Source organism: Mesorhizobium sp. RCAM 06353 (assembly GCF_059683585.1).
Genome location: NZ_CM185031.1, coordinates 4,083,105 through 4,098,344 on the forward strand (window position 1 = coordinate 4,083,105; position 15,240 = coordinate 4,098,344).

Genomic DNA, 15,240 nt, shown 5'->3' on the forward strand with positions numbered 1-15,240 from the left:
GCGGGAGTCTTTTGTTTGCGAAGGCGCGATTGTGGCTATGCCGCTACTTCAACCAGTCGGCGAGCTTCGCCTTGCGCACGTCCCTGAGCAGGCTGATGAAACCATCGGCCTGATATTCCGCGGTCAGCCTGCCTTTTTCGGCTGTCGCGATGCTGGCGTCGCCGACCACGCCGTTGGGGTTGAGATCGCTGGCGATCCAGGCGAAGGCGTGGGTGCCGGTGTGGCGCAGCAGCGAAAATTCCTTCTCGGCCTTGGCGACGTTGGAAACGAAATTGTCGGCCTTGCCCATGTCGACCAGGTCCGGCCGGAAATGCAGCATCAGCGATGTCTCGACATCACCGCCATGGATGCCGTGACGATCCTCGAGTTCGGTGTACATGCCGGCCGGGCGGCCAAAGCGCTGCCAGCTGGTCTTCACCGCCAGCATCTTTTCGCGCACGCGTAGTTCGCGCGTGATGATGCCCATGATCTCTTCATTGCCGCCGTGCGAGTTGACGACGACCAGCTTGCGCACGCCGGCGCGCGCGATCGACAGGCCAAGCTCGGTCCAGGCCTCGATCAGCGTCGTTGCCGGCAAGGTGAGGGTGCCCGGCGCGTGCAGATGCTCATTTGACTTGCCGACCGCCTGGACGGGCAGGATGCGGATGTCGAGATCGTCGGGCAGGCGCGAAATGACCGTGTCGAGCATGCCGTTCATGATCGAGGTGTCGGTCGACACCGGCAGATGCGGCCCATGCTGCTCGATCGCCGCCACCGGCAGAACCGCGATCGTCGCCTCCGGATCGATCGAGGCATATTCGGTTGTCCGGTAGTCGCCCCACCAGACGCGTCTTTTGGCTGCGGTCATGTCATGCCTCTTCGATGATCGGTGAGACCTAGCGCGGGAAGGGCCTGCTGTCGATCACCCGGCCGCGATGGCCTCGACCTCGACCTTGAATTCGGGTCGGGCAAAACCGCTGACGATCATCAGCGTCGAGGCCGGCGCAGGGCTGGAAAACAGCCGGTCGCGGACGTCCATATAGGGGCGCAGATGCGCGCGGTCGGTGACATAGGCGTTGATGCGAACGATGTCCTGGAGTGCCAGTCCGGCCTCTGCGAGGATCGCCTCGATGTTGCGGAAGCAGAGTTCGGCCTGGGCGCCGGCGTCCTCGGGAATCTGGTCGTCCGCCGTGATCGCCACCTGGCCCGAGCACAGCACCAGCCGCTTGCCTGGCGGCACCTCGACGCCGTGGCTGTAGCGGGCAAAAGGCGGCTTGATCGACTTCGGGGTGAGGAATCTGAACATGGCAATCTCCTGGATATCGCCAGCCTAAGGCGGGATGCGTTACAGCTTCAAGATGGCGGTGCATGTTGCCCGTGCGATTGTGGACAGGCGTTCAAAAAATAGGCACGATGCCTCCGGTGCAGCACGACCTTTCCGGCTTTCGCAGATGGCTGTGGTGCAGGCGGGCGGGTCCCGGCGCGAGACGCCGGTGGCATGTGTCTTGCTTCTTGGATCTTTGGTGTCGAGCCTGGCGCGTGGCGCCGGAGCAAACAGAGGGTGGTTGTCGATGTACGCAAAACAGAAGATCTCGGTCGCGGTGGTGGCCTTGCTTGCCGCCAGCACGCTGGGTGCGGTGGCGAATGAAAAGGTGACCTTCGGCACCAACTGGTTGGCCGAGCCGGAACATGGCGGCTACTACCAGGCCGTGGCGGACGGCACCTACGCCGCCTGCGGTCTCGACGTCACCATCATGCAGGGCGGCCCGCAGGTCAGCGGCCGGCCGATGCTTTTGGCCGGCAAGATCGATTTCTACATGGGCGGCAATCTGCTGTCGGCCTTCGACGCCGTCCAGCAAGGCATTCCGATGCGCGTCGTGGCCGCCGATTTCCAGAAGGACCCGCAGGTCATCATGTCCCACCCCGGCGAGGGGCTGGACAAATGGGAGGATCTGAAGAACGCCGACCAGTACATACTGGGCGACGAAGGCGTGCAGACCTTCTTCCAGTGGATGGTCACGGCGCTCGGCTTCGACGCCGCCAAGCGCGCGCCTTACACCTACAACACCGCTCCGTTCCTCGCCAACAAGAAGTCGATCCAGCAGGGTTACGTCACCTCGGAGCCGTTCGCGGTCAAGAAGGAAGGCGGCTTCGTGCCGAACCAGTTCCTGCTCGCTGACTATGGCTGGGATACGTATTCGACGACGATCGAGGTGATGCAGGACACGATCGACAAGAAGCCGGAGGTTGTCCAGTGCTTCGTCGATGGCTCGGCCAAGGGCTGGTACAAATACCTCTACGGCGACAACAAAGCCGCGAACGACATGATCAAGAAAGACAATCCTGACATGACGGACGACCAGATCGCCTTCTCCATCGACCAGATGAAGAAGTTCGGCCTTGCCGATTCCGGCGACACCGAGAAGCTCGGCATCGGCGCCATGACCGATGCGCGGATCAAGAGCTTCTACGACAAGATGGTCAAGGCCAAGGTCACGCCTGAAGGCATCGACATCACGAAGGCCTACACGCTGGCCTTCGTCAACAAGGGCGTCGGGCTCGACCTGAAGAAATAGGCCAGCCTGGGCATGATAGGGGAAAAAGTGGCGCGAGCGCCGGCATCGGACGTCGCTCCGACCTTGCTGGCGCTGCGCGGCGTCGGCAAGGTGTTTTCCAACGGCGTGACGGCGCTGAGCGCTGTCGACCTGACCATCCGGGAAGGCGATTTCCTCAGCCTGCTCGGGCCGTCCGGCTGCGGCAAGTCGACGGCGCTGCGGCTGATCGCCGGCCTGTCGACGCCGACCTCCGGCGTGCTAGACTGGCGCGGCGGCGGCTCGCTCGACCGCGCCAATATCGGCTTCGTCTTCCAGGAGCCGACGCTGCTGCCCTGGGCCAGCGTCTTCGACAATGTCTGGCTGCCGCTCAGGCTAAAAGGCATTTCCCGCGCCAAGGCGGCGCCGGCGATCACCGAGATGCTGGCGCGGGTGCACCTGACCGGCTTCGAGGACGCGGTGCCGCGCGAACTGTCGGGCGGCATGAAGATGCGCGTGTCGATCGCGCGCGCCATGGTGACCAAGCCGCGCGTGCTGTTGATGGACGAGCCGTTCGCCGCACTGGATGAGATCACGCGCTTCAAACTCAACAACGATCTCCTGGAGCTATGGCAGGACGAACGCTTCACCGTCGTTTTCGTCACCCACAGCGTCTTTGAAAGCGTGTTTTTGTCGAATCGCGTCGTCGTCATGGCGGCGCGGCCGGGCAGGGTGTTCGACGAACTTGCCATCGAGGCCTCCTATCCGCGCGACGAGGTGTTTCGCACCTCGCCGGACTATGCGGCGCTTTGCCGACAGGCCTCGGACGTGTTGGTCACTGCCATCAATTCAACAGCAGGCGCGCATCATGACGGTCATTGACGAGCAGGTGCTCCAACTCGATCCCGAGGAAGCGCGCCGCGTGCGCCAAGAGCAGTTTGAACGCATCGGCCGCTGGGTTCTGCCGCTGGCGATCATGATCCTGGCGATCTGCCTGTGGGACCGCATCTGTGTCTGGAACGAGATCCCGCAATACATCCTGCCGCGCCCCGGCGTGGTGTTGCAGACACTCTTCAACGACGCTGGCCTGCTGTTCTCCTCGCTGCTGGTCACCTTGCGCATCACCTTCCTCAGCCTGGCTTTGGCTGTCATCGGCGGCGTCGGCCTGTCAGTGCTGTTCACGCAGTCGAAATGGGTGGAGATGTCGTTCTTCCCGTTCGCCATCGTGCTGCAGGTGACGCCGATCGTGGCGATCTTTCCGCTGATCAACATCTATGTGAACAACCAGACGACCAAGCTTCTGCTGTGCGCCTGGATCGTCGCCTTCTTCCCGATCCTGTCCAACACCACGCTCGGCCTCAACTCCGTCGACCGCAATCTGCGCGACCTGTTCAAGCTCAATGGCGCGACGCGCTGGCAGCAACTTCGCTATCTCAGACTGCCGGCGGCGATGCCGTATTTCCTCGGCGGGTTGAAGATCGCAGGCGGCCTGTCGCTGATCGGCGCCGTGGTGGCGGAGTTCGTCGCCGGCACCACCGGCCAGTCGTCGGGGCTCGCCTCGCGGATCATCGAGGCCGGCTACCGGCTCAACGCGCCACGGCTGTTCGCGGCGCTGTTCCTGATCTCGCTGACCGGCATCCTGATCTTCCTCGTGCTGTCGCTGATTTCGCATCTCATTTTGCGGCGCTGGCACGAAAGCGCGCTGAAGCAGGAGCGGTAGTGCCTTGATTCCAGACTCAGCTTCATACCGGCTCGCCAATGCCCGTGTTCACGCATCGCTGACGCCGGGGCTTGCCGCCGCCTATGACGGGGACGGCTTTGCGCTGGTCGACATCACTGTCGCCGATGGCAAGATCGCGGGCATTGCAGCGCATGATCGGGCAGCGGCGCCAGCCGACGCGATCGACCTTGCCGGCCGCATCATCCTGCCCTGTTTCGTCGACTGCCACACGCATATCGACAAGGGCCATATCTGGCCGCGAAAGCCCAATCCCGACGGCACCTTCATGGGTGCGCTCAATGCCGCCGGCGCCGACCGCGTCGCGCGCTGGAGCGCCGAGGACCTCGCCAAGCGCATGGATTTCTCGCTGCGCTCCGCCTACGCGCATGGCACCAGGGCGCTGCGCACCCATCTCGACAGCGTCGCGCCGCAGGAGGAGATCTCCTGGCCGGTGTTCGAGACGATGCGCGAGACCTGGCGCGGTCGCATCGAATTGCAGGGCGCCTGCCTGCTCGGCATCGAGGGCGTGCGCGACAAGGAATGGTTCGACAGCTTGGCGAAACGGGTTGCCGCCGCCAAGGGCGTGCTCGGTGTCGTCACCTATATGGTGCCGGATCTGGAAGAGCTGCTCGATCATGTCTTCGCGCAGGCGATCAAGCATGGGCTCGACCTCGATTTCCACGCGGACGAGACCGACGACGTCGCGGCGATCTCGCTGAAGAAGATCGCCGAGGCGGCACTTTGGAGCGGCTTCGAAGGCAAGATCCTCGTCGGCCATTGCTGCTCGCTGGCGCGCCAGCCCGATCTTGAGGTGCTGGACACGCTGGACAAGGTGGCGAAGGCGGGGCTGGCGGTGGTGTCGCTGCCGATGTGCAATCTCTATCTGCAGGATCGGCGCGGGGACCAGACCACGCCGCGCTGGCGTGGCGTGACGCTGCTGCATGAGATGAAGGCGAGGGGCATTCCGGTCGCCGTCGCTTCCGACAACACGCGCGATCCCTTCTATGCCTATGGCGATCTCGACATGCTGGAGGTGTACCGCATGGCGACGCGCATCCTGCATTTCGATCATCCGGTCGCCGACTGGCCGCAAGCGGTCACCGCGACCCCGGCCAAGGTGATGCGGCTCGATGGTTTCGGCACGCTTGCCGCCGGCGGCGACGCCGACTTCATCCTGTTTAAAGGTCGAAGCTGGACCGAATTGCTGTCGCGGCCCGAATCGGATCGCATCGTCGTGCGCGCCGGCCGCGCGATCGAGCGGCAATTGCCCGATTATGCCGAGCTCGACGAACTGATGGTGGAATGATGGATGTTTCGGCGCTCAAACGTGATCTCGACGGGCTGAAACTCGACGACAATCCGGCCATCGTCCAGCAGAAGAGCCGGGATTTCTACTGGTACAGCCCGGTGCTGAAACAGCAACTCGACCATGTTACCGGCGACCTGATTGTGACGCCGAAGACCGAGGCCGAACTGATCCGAGTGCTTGCCGCTTGTCATCGGCATGGCGTGCCGGTGACTCCGCGCGGCAGCGGTACGGGCAATTATGGGCAGGCAATGCCATTGTCGGGCGGTGTCGTGCTCAACCTTGCCGAGATGAACGAGATCAAGTCGATCGCGCCGGGGCGCGTGGTCACCGGGCCGGGCGCGGTGCTGGCCGATATAGACAAGGCGACGCGGGCGCATTCCGGGCAGGAGCTGCGGCTATCGCCCTCCACCTACAACACTGCCTCGATCGGCGGCTTCATCGCCGGCGGCTCGGGCGGTGTCGGCTCGATCAATTTTGGCGGCTTGCGCGATTTCGGCAATGTGCTGCGGCTGCGCGTCGTGACCATGGAGGCCGAGCCGAAGGCGCTCGAACTCACCGGCGAGGATTTGCACAAGGTCACCCACGCCTACGGCACCAACGGCATCATCACCGAAGTCGAGATGCCGCTGACCGCGGCCTATGAGTGGGTCGACGTCATTGTCGGCTTCGATGCCTTCATGGATGCGGCGCGCTATGGCAATAAGCTGGCATGCCAGGACGGTATCCTGACCAAGCTGATCACGCCGATCGCGGCACCCGTGCCGCAGCTTTACTTCAAGCGGCACCAGAAATTTTTCAGGGAGGGGCAAAGCATCTGCGTCGTCATGGTGGCGCAGCATGGGCTGGATGCGTTCCTCGCCTTCACCCGGCGCGCCGGCGGCGAGGTGATCTTCAATGCCGCCACCGCGACGCCCGAGGAGAAAAAGGGCCTGCCGCCGGCCTATGAGCTGGCCTGGAACCACACGACGCTGAGAGCGCTACGCGTGGACCCTTCGGTCACATATTTACAGTCGCTCTACCCGTTTCCCAACCAGTTGGCGCTGGTCGAGAAGATGGATGCGATGTTTCCGGGCGAAGTGTTCTCGCATCTCGAATTCGTGCGGCTGGATGGCAACATCACCTGCTTTGGCCTGCCATTGGTGAAGTTCACCACCGAGGCGCGGCTCGACGAGATCGTGCGCCTGCATGAGGACAATGGCTGCCCGATCTTCAACCCGCACCGCTATACGCTGGAGGAGGGCGGCATGAAGCAGACGGATGCCGTGCAACTCGCCTTCAAGCGCGAGACGGACCCGCAGGGCCTGCTCAACCCCGGCAAGATGATCGCCTGGGAAAACCCGGACTATGACTATCGTTCGGGCCGGACTTTTCTGTTCAAGGGACTGCAAAAGGCAGGCTGATGAACATCCTCGTCCTCTACGCCCATCCGGTCGAGACCAGCTTCAATGCCGGCCTGCACCGGTTGATCGTCGAGCGGCTGACGGCGGCGGGGCATGCGGTCGATGACTGCGATCTCTATGCCGAGGATTTCGATCCGCGGCTGACGCGCCAAGAGAGGCTGGACTATCACAACCCGCGCGGCTCCGGGGATCCAGCAGCACCTTATGTCGATCGCCTGTTGCGGGCCGATGCGCTGGTGCTTTCCTATCCGGTCTGGAACTACGGTTTCCCGGCAATCCTGAAAGGCTTTTTCGACCGTGTCTTGCTGCCCGGCGTGTCGTTCAGGCTGGTCGACGGCAAGGTGCAGCCATCGCTGCACAACATCCGCAAGGTCGCGGCGGTCACCACCTATGGCGGCAGCCGGTTCCGCGCCATTTTGATGGGCGATCCGCCGCGCAAACTGATCAAGCGCATGCTGCGCGCCACGGTAAAGCCGGGCGCACCTGTGACTTACCTCGCGCACTACGCAATGAATCTGTCGACCGACGAAACACGGAAGTCCTTCATGACGAAGGTTGCGGCGAGCATGGATGCGTTCTGATGCGGGTCCTCGTGGTCTATTGCCATCCGGTGCCGGAAAGTTTTTGTGCAAGCATTCGCGACACCGCCGTCGATGTGCTGAAGGCAAGGGGCTGGGAGGTGCGGCTGCTCGACCTCTATGCCGAGAAATTCGACCCGGTGATGGGCTGCGAGGAGCGGCGCACTTACAACAACCAGGCGCCGCAGGATCCGGCGCTGAAGCCGCATTTCGAACTGCTCGCCTGGGCGGAAGCGATCCTGTTCGTCTATCCGACCTGGTGGTACGGGCTGCCGGCGATGCTGAAAGGCTGGCTCGATCGGGTCTGGGCGACGGATGTTGCCTTCAAGCTGCCTGTGGGCAAGGGGCGGATCAAATCGCTGATGACGCATGTCACCAAGGTCGGCGTCATCACCACCTGCGGCGCGCCGACCTGGTGGAGCGTCGTCGTCGGACAACCGGGGCGCAAGACGTTGCTGCGCGGCATGCGGGCGCTGTGCGCGACGCGCTGCAAGACGTTCTTCCTGGCACATTATCTGATGGATGCCTCGACACCAAAGACGCGGGCGGCGTTTCTGGCGAAGGTGAGGGCGAAGCTGGAGCGGTTTTGAGGAATTAGCGTCCTTCTCCCCGTTTACGGGGAGAAGATGCCGGCAGGCAGATGAGGGGCAGCACGAACTTTCGAATGCTGGCGCCGCCCCTCATCCGCCCTTCGGGCACCTTCTCCCCGTAAACGGGGAGAAGGAAGAGGCGCTACATCCTTGTCCGTTCCGCCTTCGGATCATACATCGCCTTCAGCGACGCTTCCGCCGCGAAACGCTCGCCGGCGATCTCAATCTCGTAGGATGAGGCCAGCACATCCGCCTCGCTCTCGCCCTGGCACGGCACATAGCCCAGCCCAATCGCACCGCCGAGATGGTGGCCGTAATTGCCTGAGGTGATCGGGCCGACGATCTTGCCATCGCGCAGGATCGCCTCGTTGTGGAAGAGCAGGGGCTGCGGGTCTTTCAGCCGGAACTGGACCAGGCGGCGGTTCAATCCGGCTTCCTTCTTCTTCAGCACGGCATCGCGGCCGATAAAGTCGCCCTTGGCGGTTTTCACCGCGAAGCCGAGACCGGCTTCCAGCACATTGTCCTCGTCGGTGATGTCGTGGCCAAAATGCCGAAAGGCCTTTTCGATGCGGCAGGAATCGAGCGTATGCAGGCCGCAGAGTTTCAGGCCGACATCAGCACCCGCCTCGTCGATCGCCTCGAAGACATGGGCTGCCTGGTCGGTCGAGACATAGAGTTCCCAGCCGAGTTCGCCGACATAGGTGACGCGGTGAGCGCGGGCGAGGCCCATGCCGATCTCGATCTCCTGGAACGTGCCGAACGGGTTGTTCTCGTTGGAGAAATCGTTGGGGCTGACTTTCTGGATCAGCTTTCGCGCATCCGGGCCCATCAGACAGAGCACGCTTTCGGCCGCGGTCACGTCGGTGACGACGACGAACTCCTCGCCGACATGCCGGCGCAGCCAGGCGAGATCGCGCTGCAGCGTGGCACCCGGCACGACGAGGAAATATGCCGTATCCGACAGCCTCGAGACGGTGAGATCGCTCTCAATGCCGCCGCGCTGGTTGAGCATCTGCGTGTAGACGATCTTGCCCGGCGCCACGTCCATATCGTTGGCGCACAGTTGTTGCAGGAAGGCGCAGGCGTCGCGGCCCTCGACGCGGATCTTGCCGAACGAGGTCATGTCGAACAGGCCGACCCTGTTGCGGACCGCCAAATGTTCTTCGCGCTGGTTGTCGAACCAGTTCTGCCGCTTCCAGGAATAGCGGTATTCGCGCTCCTGTCCTTCGCGGGCGAACCAGTTGGCGCGCTCCCAGCCGGCGACCTCGCCAAACACCGCGCCGCGCGCCTTGAGGTGTTCATGCAGGGGCGAGCGGCGCACACCGCGCGATGTCGCCATCTGCCGATAAGGGAAATGGTCGGCATAGAGCAGGCCGAGCGTTTCGGAGACGCGCTCCTTGAGATAGCGGCGGTTCTTCTGGAACGGCTGGGCGCGGCGGATGTCGACTTCCCAGAGGTCGAACGGCGCTTCGCCGTCGTTGATCCATTGCGCCAGCGCCATGCCGGCGCCGCCGGAGGAGACGATGCCGATCGAATTGTAGCCGGTCGCCATCCAGTAGCCAGACAATTCCGGCGCCTCGCCGAGATAGTAGCGGTCGTCGGGCGTAAAACTTTCGGGACCGTTGAAGAAGGTGTGGATGCCGGCGGTGGCCAGCATCGGCATGCGGTTGACGCCCATTTCAAGGATCGGTTCGAAATGGTCCATATCCTCAGGCAATTGGTCGAAGCAGAAATCCTCGCGGATGCCGTCCATGCCCCAGGGTTTGGCCGCCGGCTCGAAGGCGCCGAGCATCATCTTGCCGGCATCTTCCTTGTAGTAGGCGCACTCGTCCGGCACGCGCAGCACCGGCAGGCGGCTGAGGCCGGGGATCGGCTCGGTGACGAGATAAAAATGCTCGCAGGCGTGCAGCGGGATGGTGACGCCGTTCTGGGCGCCCAGTTCGCGCGCCCACATGCCGGCGCAGTTGACGACAATGTCGGCTTCGATGGTGCCTTGTTCCTCGCCCTGTGCCCAGGACACGCCGGTGACGCGGCCGGCCTTGGTGTGAACCTTCGTCACCTTCACATTCTCGACGATGGTGGCGCCGCGCTGGCGCCCACCCTTGGCCAAAGCCATGGCGATGTTGGCGGGATCGCATTGGCCATCGAGCGGCAGGTGCACGGCGCCGACGACGTCGGAGACATTGAGATGCGGGTACATCTGCTTGACTTCGTTGGGTGAAATCTCGCGCACATCGACATCGAAGGCGCGGGCAAGCGACGCCTGCCGGTAGATCTCGTGCTTGCGCTCCTCGGTCAGCGCCACGGTGATCGAGCCGACCTGGCGCATGCCGGTGCCGACTTCGGTCTCGGCTTCCAGCTTGACGTAGAGGTCGGCCGAATATTTCGCCAGGCGCGTCATGTTCTGCGAGCCGCGCAACTGGCCGATCAGGCCGGCGGCGTGCCATGTCGTGCCCGATGTCAGCTGCTTGCGTTCCAGCAGCACGATGTCGGTCCAGCCGAGCTTGGCCAGATGGTAAGCGACCGAACAACCGGAAACGCCGCCGCCGATGATGACGGCCCTTGCTTTGGTGGGGATGGACTTGGTGGTCATGCGGCCTCACGGCGGTAGCTGGAAGCAAAACGGCGCAGCCGAAGTGCTGCTTCTTGCAGGATCGGCTCCGGCTGGCAGAGGCTGATGCGGATGTGGCCGGCGGCGGCCTCGCCGAAGCTGGAGCCCGGCATGACGCCGACATTCTCCTTGTCGAGGAAGGCGAAGGCGAATTTCTCGTCGTCGGGTTCGACCTCGGATATGTCGAGCATGACATACATGCCGCCTTCGGAGCCGCGCACACTGACGTCGTTCATGCCGCGCACGGCATCGAGGAAGACGGTGCGGCGCGCCGCGTAGCGCTCGGCGATGTCCTTCACGCCGTAATGGTTCTCCAGCGCCTCGGCGCAGGCGACCGAGATGAAGGCCGGCAGGCCGTAGGTAGTCACCAGGTTGAGGTTGATGAGCAGCGTGATCATCGCTTCAGGCCCGGTCAGCCAGCCCATGCGCCAGCCAGTCATGCCATGGCTCTTGGACATGGAATTGATGACCAACGTGCGCTCGGCCATGCCGGGCAGCGAGCGCGGCGAGACGTGCTCGCCACCGCCCAGCGTCCAGTAGACCTCGTCCGACAGCAGCCAGAGGTCATGCTCACGGCAGATTTCGGCCAGCTGTTCCAGCCGCTCACGCGAATAGACCGCACCGGTCGGGTTGTTCGGCGTGTTGATCAGGATGGCGCGTGTGTTGGGCTTGAGCGCAGCCCGGATCATGTCGGCGTGCGGCTGGAAACCATCCTCGGCCGGCGTCTCGACCACGGTGAAACTGGCACCGGCGGCGCTGAACGTGTTGGGGTAGGTGGCGTAGTAGGGGGCAACGACGATGGCGTGGTCGCCCTGGTCGAGCACGGCCTGCACAGCCGCGTAGAGGGCCGCCTGGCCGCCCGGCGTGGCGATCACCTGGTCGGGCGTCGTCTCGACGCCGGTGCAGGCGCTGGAGGCTGCTGCCATTGCTTGGCGCAGGCGCGGCAGGCCGGGCAGCGGTGTGTAATGATGATTGCTGCCGCGAACCGCGGCCACGCAGGCCTCGATCGTTTGGGAAGGTGTGTCGAAATCATGGTCGCCGACCGACAGCATGATGATGTTCTCGCCGGCTGCCTTGCGAGCCCAGGCGGCGGAATGGACTTCCCAGCCATCCTTGCCCGACGGGACAATGCCGGAAATGCGAGACGATGGTCTAGGCATGCAAAACTCCCGAAATTTCGTAACCATCCTGCTGCAGTCGATCGCGCAGCGCGGCAATGTGCGGCGGTCCGACTTCGCAGCAGCCGCCCACGATGTCGGCACCTGCCTCCACCCAGCCGATTGCCTGCTCGGCATAGGCGTCCGGGCTGAGGTCGTGACGGGCATGCAGCACGTCGACGGTACCGCCGTGCTTGAGCGCCTCCGTGGAGGTGAAGCCATTCGCATAGGCGCCGACCGGGCCGCCGAGATCGATCAGTTCAGGCAAGGCGGCGGCGATCGCTTCCGGCCGGCAGCAATTGAGCAGCCGCGCCGTTATAGGCAGGCCATCGAGCGCGCTGGCCGCGGCAGCTATTGTTTCGCCGCTGCGCAGCCGTGGCGCGCCGTGATCGGCGAGCGTCCACGACACCCAGACCGGCTTGCCGCTCTCAGAGGCTGCGGTGACGGCCGCCCGCGCTTCATCGGCCGACGCCATGGTCTCGCACAGGAAGAGATCGACACCGTCGGCCTGCTCGGCGACGATGCGGCGATAGATGTCGAGCGTCTCCTGGTAAGAGATGGTCAGCGCCGGGGCGTAGCTGCCGAAAAGCGGAGACAGGCAGCCGGCGATCGCTGCGTCGCCGGCCTCGTCGCGAGCCTGCCTGGCCAGTTCGATGCCACGTTTCTGCAGGGGCTTGAACAGGTCCTCGGCGCCCTCGCGCGCCAGGCGTTCGGGTGTCGCCGAATAGGTGTTGATGGTGATGACGCGGGCGCCGGCACGGATAAATTCGGCATGCAGGTCGCGCACCAGATCGGGCTCGTCGATCAGCACCCTGGCCGACCACAATGGCGTCGGCTCGGATTTGCTGCGACGGACCAGTTCCTGGCCCATACCACCGTCGGTGAGGATGACTTTCTTCATGCTCTCAGTCTTTCGTTCTTCGGATCCCACAAAGGTTCGTCGTTCTGCACGATCGCCTTGAAACGGTCGCCAAAGATTTCGACCTCGACTGATGTGCCGGGCTCGGTCAAATCGACGCGCAACATGCCGAGCGCGATCGACTTGTCGATGCGATGGCCCCAGCCGCCTGACGTGGTCTCGCCGACGATCTGGCCGCCATGCCACAGCGTCGACATGTAGGGTGCGTCGCAATCGCCGGGGTTTTCGACGACCAGGGTGACAAAGCGCTTCTTCACGCCTTGCTGCTTTTCGTTCTGCAGCGCGGCCTTACCACGGAAGTCGGGCTTTTCCCATTTGACGAAGCGCTCGAGCCCACCCTGCAGGATGGAATAGTCGGTCGAGAGATCGCCTTTCCAGGTGCGGTAACCCTTTTCGAGCCGCAGTGAATCCAGAGCGTACATGCCGAACGGCTTCAGGCCATGCTGTTGCCCTGCCGCGCAAACGGCATCGAAGATGGCGGCGGTGTCGTCGACCCTGGTGTGGATTTCCCAGCCGAGTTCGCCGGCGAAGGAAACACGCACGAGCTTGGCCCAGCGGCCGGCGATCTTCGTTTCCTGATGTGTCAGCCACGGCAAGGAGAGGTCGGCGTCGCAGACATCAGTGAGGATTTTTCGCGAATTGGGGCCGGCCAGGATCTGGGTGGAGAATTCCTCAGTCCGGTCGATCAGCTTGAACGATGCGCCCTTGGGCATACGCGATTTCAGCCACTCGAAATCGTGCCATTGCGCGACCGCGGCGGTGATCAGCGTCATCACATTCCCGTCGTGGCGCACGACGGACATTTCGGTGACGATGCGGCCCTTGTCGTCGGCGAAGTAGACGAGGCCGATGCGGCCGGGCTTCGGCACCAGTCCGGTGACCTGCAGGCTCAGCCATTCGGCGGCCCCGGGGCCTTCGAGGTTGAAGCGCGAGAAGCCGGGCAGGTCCAAAATGCCGGCGGCGTCACGCACGGCCAAGCATTCCTCGCGCACGCGATGCTGCCACGGTCCGTCGCGGCGGAAGGTCAGCGTGGCTTCCTCGGAGATGTCGTCGCCGTCCTTCGCGTACCAAGTGGCACGCTCCCAGCCATTATAGGCGTCGAAGCGCGCACCGAACGCCTTGATGCGGTCGTGGATCGGCGACAGCTTGCGGTCGCGCCCTTCCGGCCAGGCATGGCGCGGGAACTGGATGGCGTATTCATTGCCGTAGATTTCGAGACCCTTGGCGACGCAGTAGTCGGGTGCGGCGGCGAAAGAAGTGAAGCGGCGCGGATCGCAGGACCACATGTCCCACTCGGTCTGGCCCTGCGTCACCCATTCGGCGAGCACCTTGCCGGCGCCACCGCCCTGGGCGATGCCGAAGGTGAAGACGCAGGCCTCGAAGGCATTGGGCACGCCGGGCATCGGGCCGATCAGCGGATTGCCGTCCGGCGCATAGGGGATCGGACCGTTGATGACCTTGGACAGGCCGGCGGTGCCGAGGATCGGCACGCGGGCGACGGCGTCGGCCAGGTAATGTTCCAGCCGATCGAGATCGTCGGGGAAGAGCTGGAAGGAAAAATCCTCCGGCATCGGGTCGTTGTGGGTAGCCCAATGCGCGCGGCAATTGCGCTCATAGGGGCCGAGATTCATGCCGGCCTTTTCCTGGCGCAGGTAATAGGAGGTGTCGACATCGCGCAGCAGCGGCAGCTTCTTGCCCTGTTCCTTCGACCATACGGCGAGTTCGGGAATTTCCTCGAACAGGATGTATTGGTGGCTCATCACCATCATCGGCACCTCGCGGCCGAACATCTTGCCGACCTCGGCGGCGCGGTAACCGGCGGCGTTGACGACGATCTCACAGCGGATCTCGCCCTGCGGTGTGGCAACCACCCATTCGTCGTTTTCGCGGCGCACGCCGGTGACGGGGCAGAAGCGGATGATTTTGGCGCCCATGTCGCGTGCGCCCTTGGCCAGCGCCTGGGTCAACTGTGCCGGGTCGATGTCGCCGTCGCTGGGGTCGTAGAGCGCGCCCTTCAGATCATGCGTCTCTATGAAGGGGTAGCGGCGCTTGATCTCGTCGACGCCGACGACGTCGATGTCCATGCCCTGATAGCGGCCCATGCCCTTGGCGCGCTGGAATTCCTGCATGCGCTCCTTCGAATGAGCAAGCCGCAGCGAACCGGTGACGTGGTAGTTCATGGGGTAGTCGACTTCAGCGCCCAGCCCACGATAAAGCTCGGTCGAATAGCGCTGCATGTTCATCAGCGACCAGGACGAGGAGAAGGTCGGCACATTGCCTGCGGCATGCCAGGTCGAGCCTGATGTCAGCTCGTTCTTTTCCAGAAGCACGCAATCGGTCCAGCCCGCCCTGGCGAGATGATAGAGCGAGGAGGTGCCGACAACGCCACCTCCGATGATCACCACGCGCGCCGTGCTCGGCAAACCCGCCATGTTTGTCTCCCAGA

Annotated in this window: 13 protein-coding genes; 7 read left to right on the plus strand and 6 right to left on the minus strand. The window is 63.6% G+C overall.

Annotated features, from left to right (window positions below; translation table 11 throughout):
* Positions 1–43: 43 nt before the first annotated feature.
* Both AC56QX_RS19715 and AC56QX_RS19720 read right to left on the minus strand, forming a co-directional pair.
* Positions 44–847, minus strand: a complete 804-nt coding sequence (locus AC56QX_RS19715) for a creatininase family protein (RefSeq protein WP_497110117.1) — start codon at positions 845–847, stop codon at positions 44–46.
* A 54-nt stretch (positions 848–901) separates the two neighbouring features.
* Complete coding sequence (locus AC56QX_RS19720; RefSeq protein WP_497110118.1) at positions 902–1,285, minus strand: RidA family protein; 384 nt, start codon at positions 1,283–1,285, stop codon at positions 902–904.
* A 265-nt stretch (positions 1,286–1,550) separates the two neighbouring features.
* On the opposite strand from AC56QX_RS19720, the gene AC56QX_RS19725 reads away from it, so the two are divergent.
* The 7 genes from AC56QX_RS19725 to AC56QX_RS19755 are packed head-to-tail and all read left to right on the plus strand — an operon-like array spanning position 1,551 to position 8,107.
* Entirely contained in the window at positions 1,551–2,555 is a 1,005-nt protein-coding gene (locus AC56QX_RS19725; RefSeq protein ID WP_497110119.1) for an ABC transporter substrate-binding protein, read from the plus strand.
* A 12-nt stretch (positions 2,556–2,567) separates the two neighbouring features.
* On the plus strand, positions 2,568–3,392 hold the full coding sequence (locus AC56QX_RS19730; protein WP_497110120.1) for an ABC transporter ATP-binding protein: 825 nt from the start codon (positions 2,568–2,570) through the stop codon (positions 3,390–3,392).
* Positions 3,379–4,230 carry an ABC transporter permease gene (locus AC56QX_RS19735; protein WP_497110121.1) on the plus strand — a complete coding sequence of 284 codons (852 nt, stop codon included), beginning with the start codon at positions 3,379–3,381 and terminating at the stop codon, positions 4,228–4,230. Before AC56QX_RS19730 ends, AC56QX_RS19735 begins: the two co-directional genes overlap by 14 nt.
* Positions 4,231–4,234: 4 nt before the next feature.
* Positions 4,235–5,536 carry a cytosine deaminase gene (locus AC56QX_RS19740; protein WP_497110122.1) on the plus strand — a complete coding sequence of 434 codons (1,302 nt, stop codon included), beginning with the start codon at positions 4,235–4,237 and terminating at the stop codon, positions 5,534–5,536.
* Positions 5,536–6,939: an FAD-binding oxidoreductase gene (locus tag AC56QX_RS19745; RefSeq protein ID WP_497117813.1), complete on the plus strand. Its 1,404-nt coding sequence runs from the start codon at positions 5,536–5,538 to the stop codon at positions 6,937–6,939. Before AC56QX_RS19740 ends, AC56QX_RS19745 begins: the two co-directional genes overlap by 1 nt.
* Positions 6,939–7,520: an NAD(P)H-dependent oxidoreductase gene (locus tag AC56QX_RS19750; protein ID WP_497110123.1), complete on the plus strand. Its 582-nt coding sequence runs from the start codon at positions 6,939–6,941 to the stop codon at positions 7,518–7,520. The genes AC56QX_RS19745 and AC56QX_RS19750 overlap by 1 nt, the downstream gene beginning before the upstream one ends.
* On the plus strand, positions 7,520–8,107 hold the full coding sequence (locus tag AC56QX_RS19755) for an NAD(P)H-dependent oxidoreductase (RefSeq protein ID WP_497110124.1): 588 nt from the start codon (positions 7,520–7,522) through the stop codon (positions 8,105–8,107). Before AC56QX_RS19750 ends, AC56QX_RS19755 begins: the two co-directional genes overlap by 1 nt.
* 142 nt (positions 8,108–8,249) lie before the next feature.
* Here AC56QX_RS19755 and AC56QX_RS19760 read toward each other — a convergent pair whose 3' ends face one another.
* Genes AC56QX_RS19760 through AC56QX_RS19775 form a run of 4 tightly spaced genes read right to left on the minus strand, consistent with a single transcriptional unit; the run spans position 8,250 to position 15,226 of the window.
* Positions 8,250–10,700 (minus strand): GcvT family protein, encoded by a 2,451-nt coding sequence (locus tag AC56QX_RS19760; protein ID WP_497110125.1) that lies wholly within the window; start codon positions 10,698–10,700, stop codon positions 8,250–8,252.
* Positions 10,697–11,878, minus strand: coding sequence for a pyridoxal phosphate-dependent aminotransferase (locus AC56QX_RS19765; protein WP_497110126.1), 1,182 nt, complete (start codon positions 11,876–11,878; stop codon positions 10,697–10,699). Before AC56QX_RS19765 ends, AC56QX_RS19760 begins: the two co-directional genes overlap by 4 nt.
* Positions 11,871–12,776, minus strand: coding sequence for a homocysteine S-methyltransferase family protein (locus AC56QX_RS19770; RefSeq protein WP_497110127.1), 906 nt, complete (start codon positions 12,774–12,776; stop codon positions 11,871–11,873). Before AC56QX_RS19770 ends, AC56QX_RS19765 begins: the two co-directional genes overlap by 8 nt.
* The gene (locus AC56QX_RS19775; protein WP_497110128.1) at positions 12,773–15,226 is read right to left on the minus strand and encodes a GcvT family protein; all 2,454 of its coding nucleotides are present in this window, start codon (positions 15,224–15,226) and stop codon (positions 12,773–12,775) included. The genes AC56QX_RS19770 and AC56QX_RS19775 overlap by 4 nt, the downstream gene beginning before the upstream one ends.
* Between the last annotated feature and the right edge of the window lie 14 nt (positions 15,227–15,240).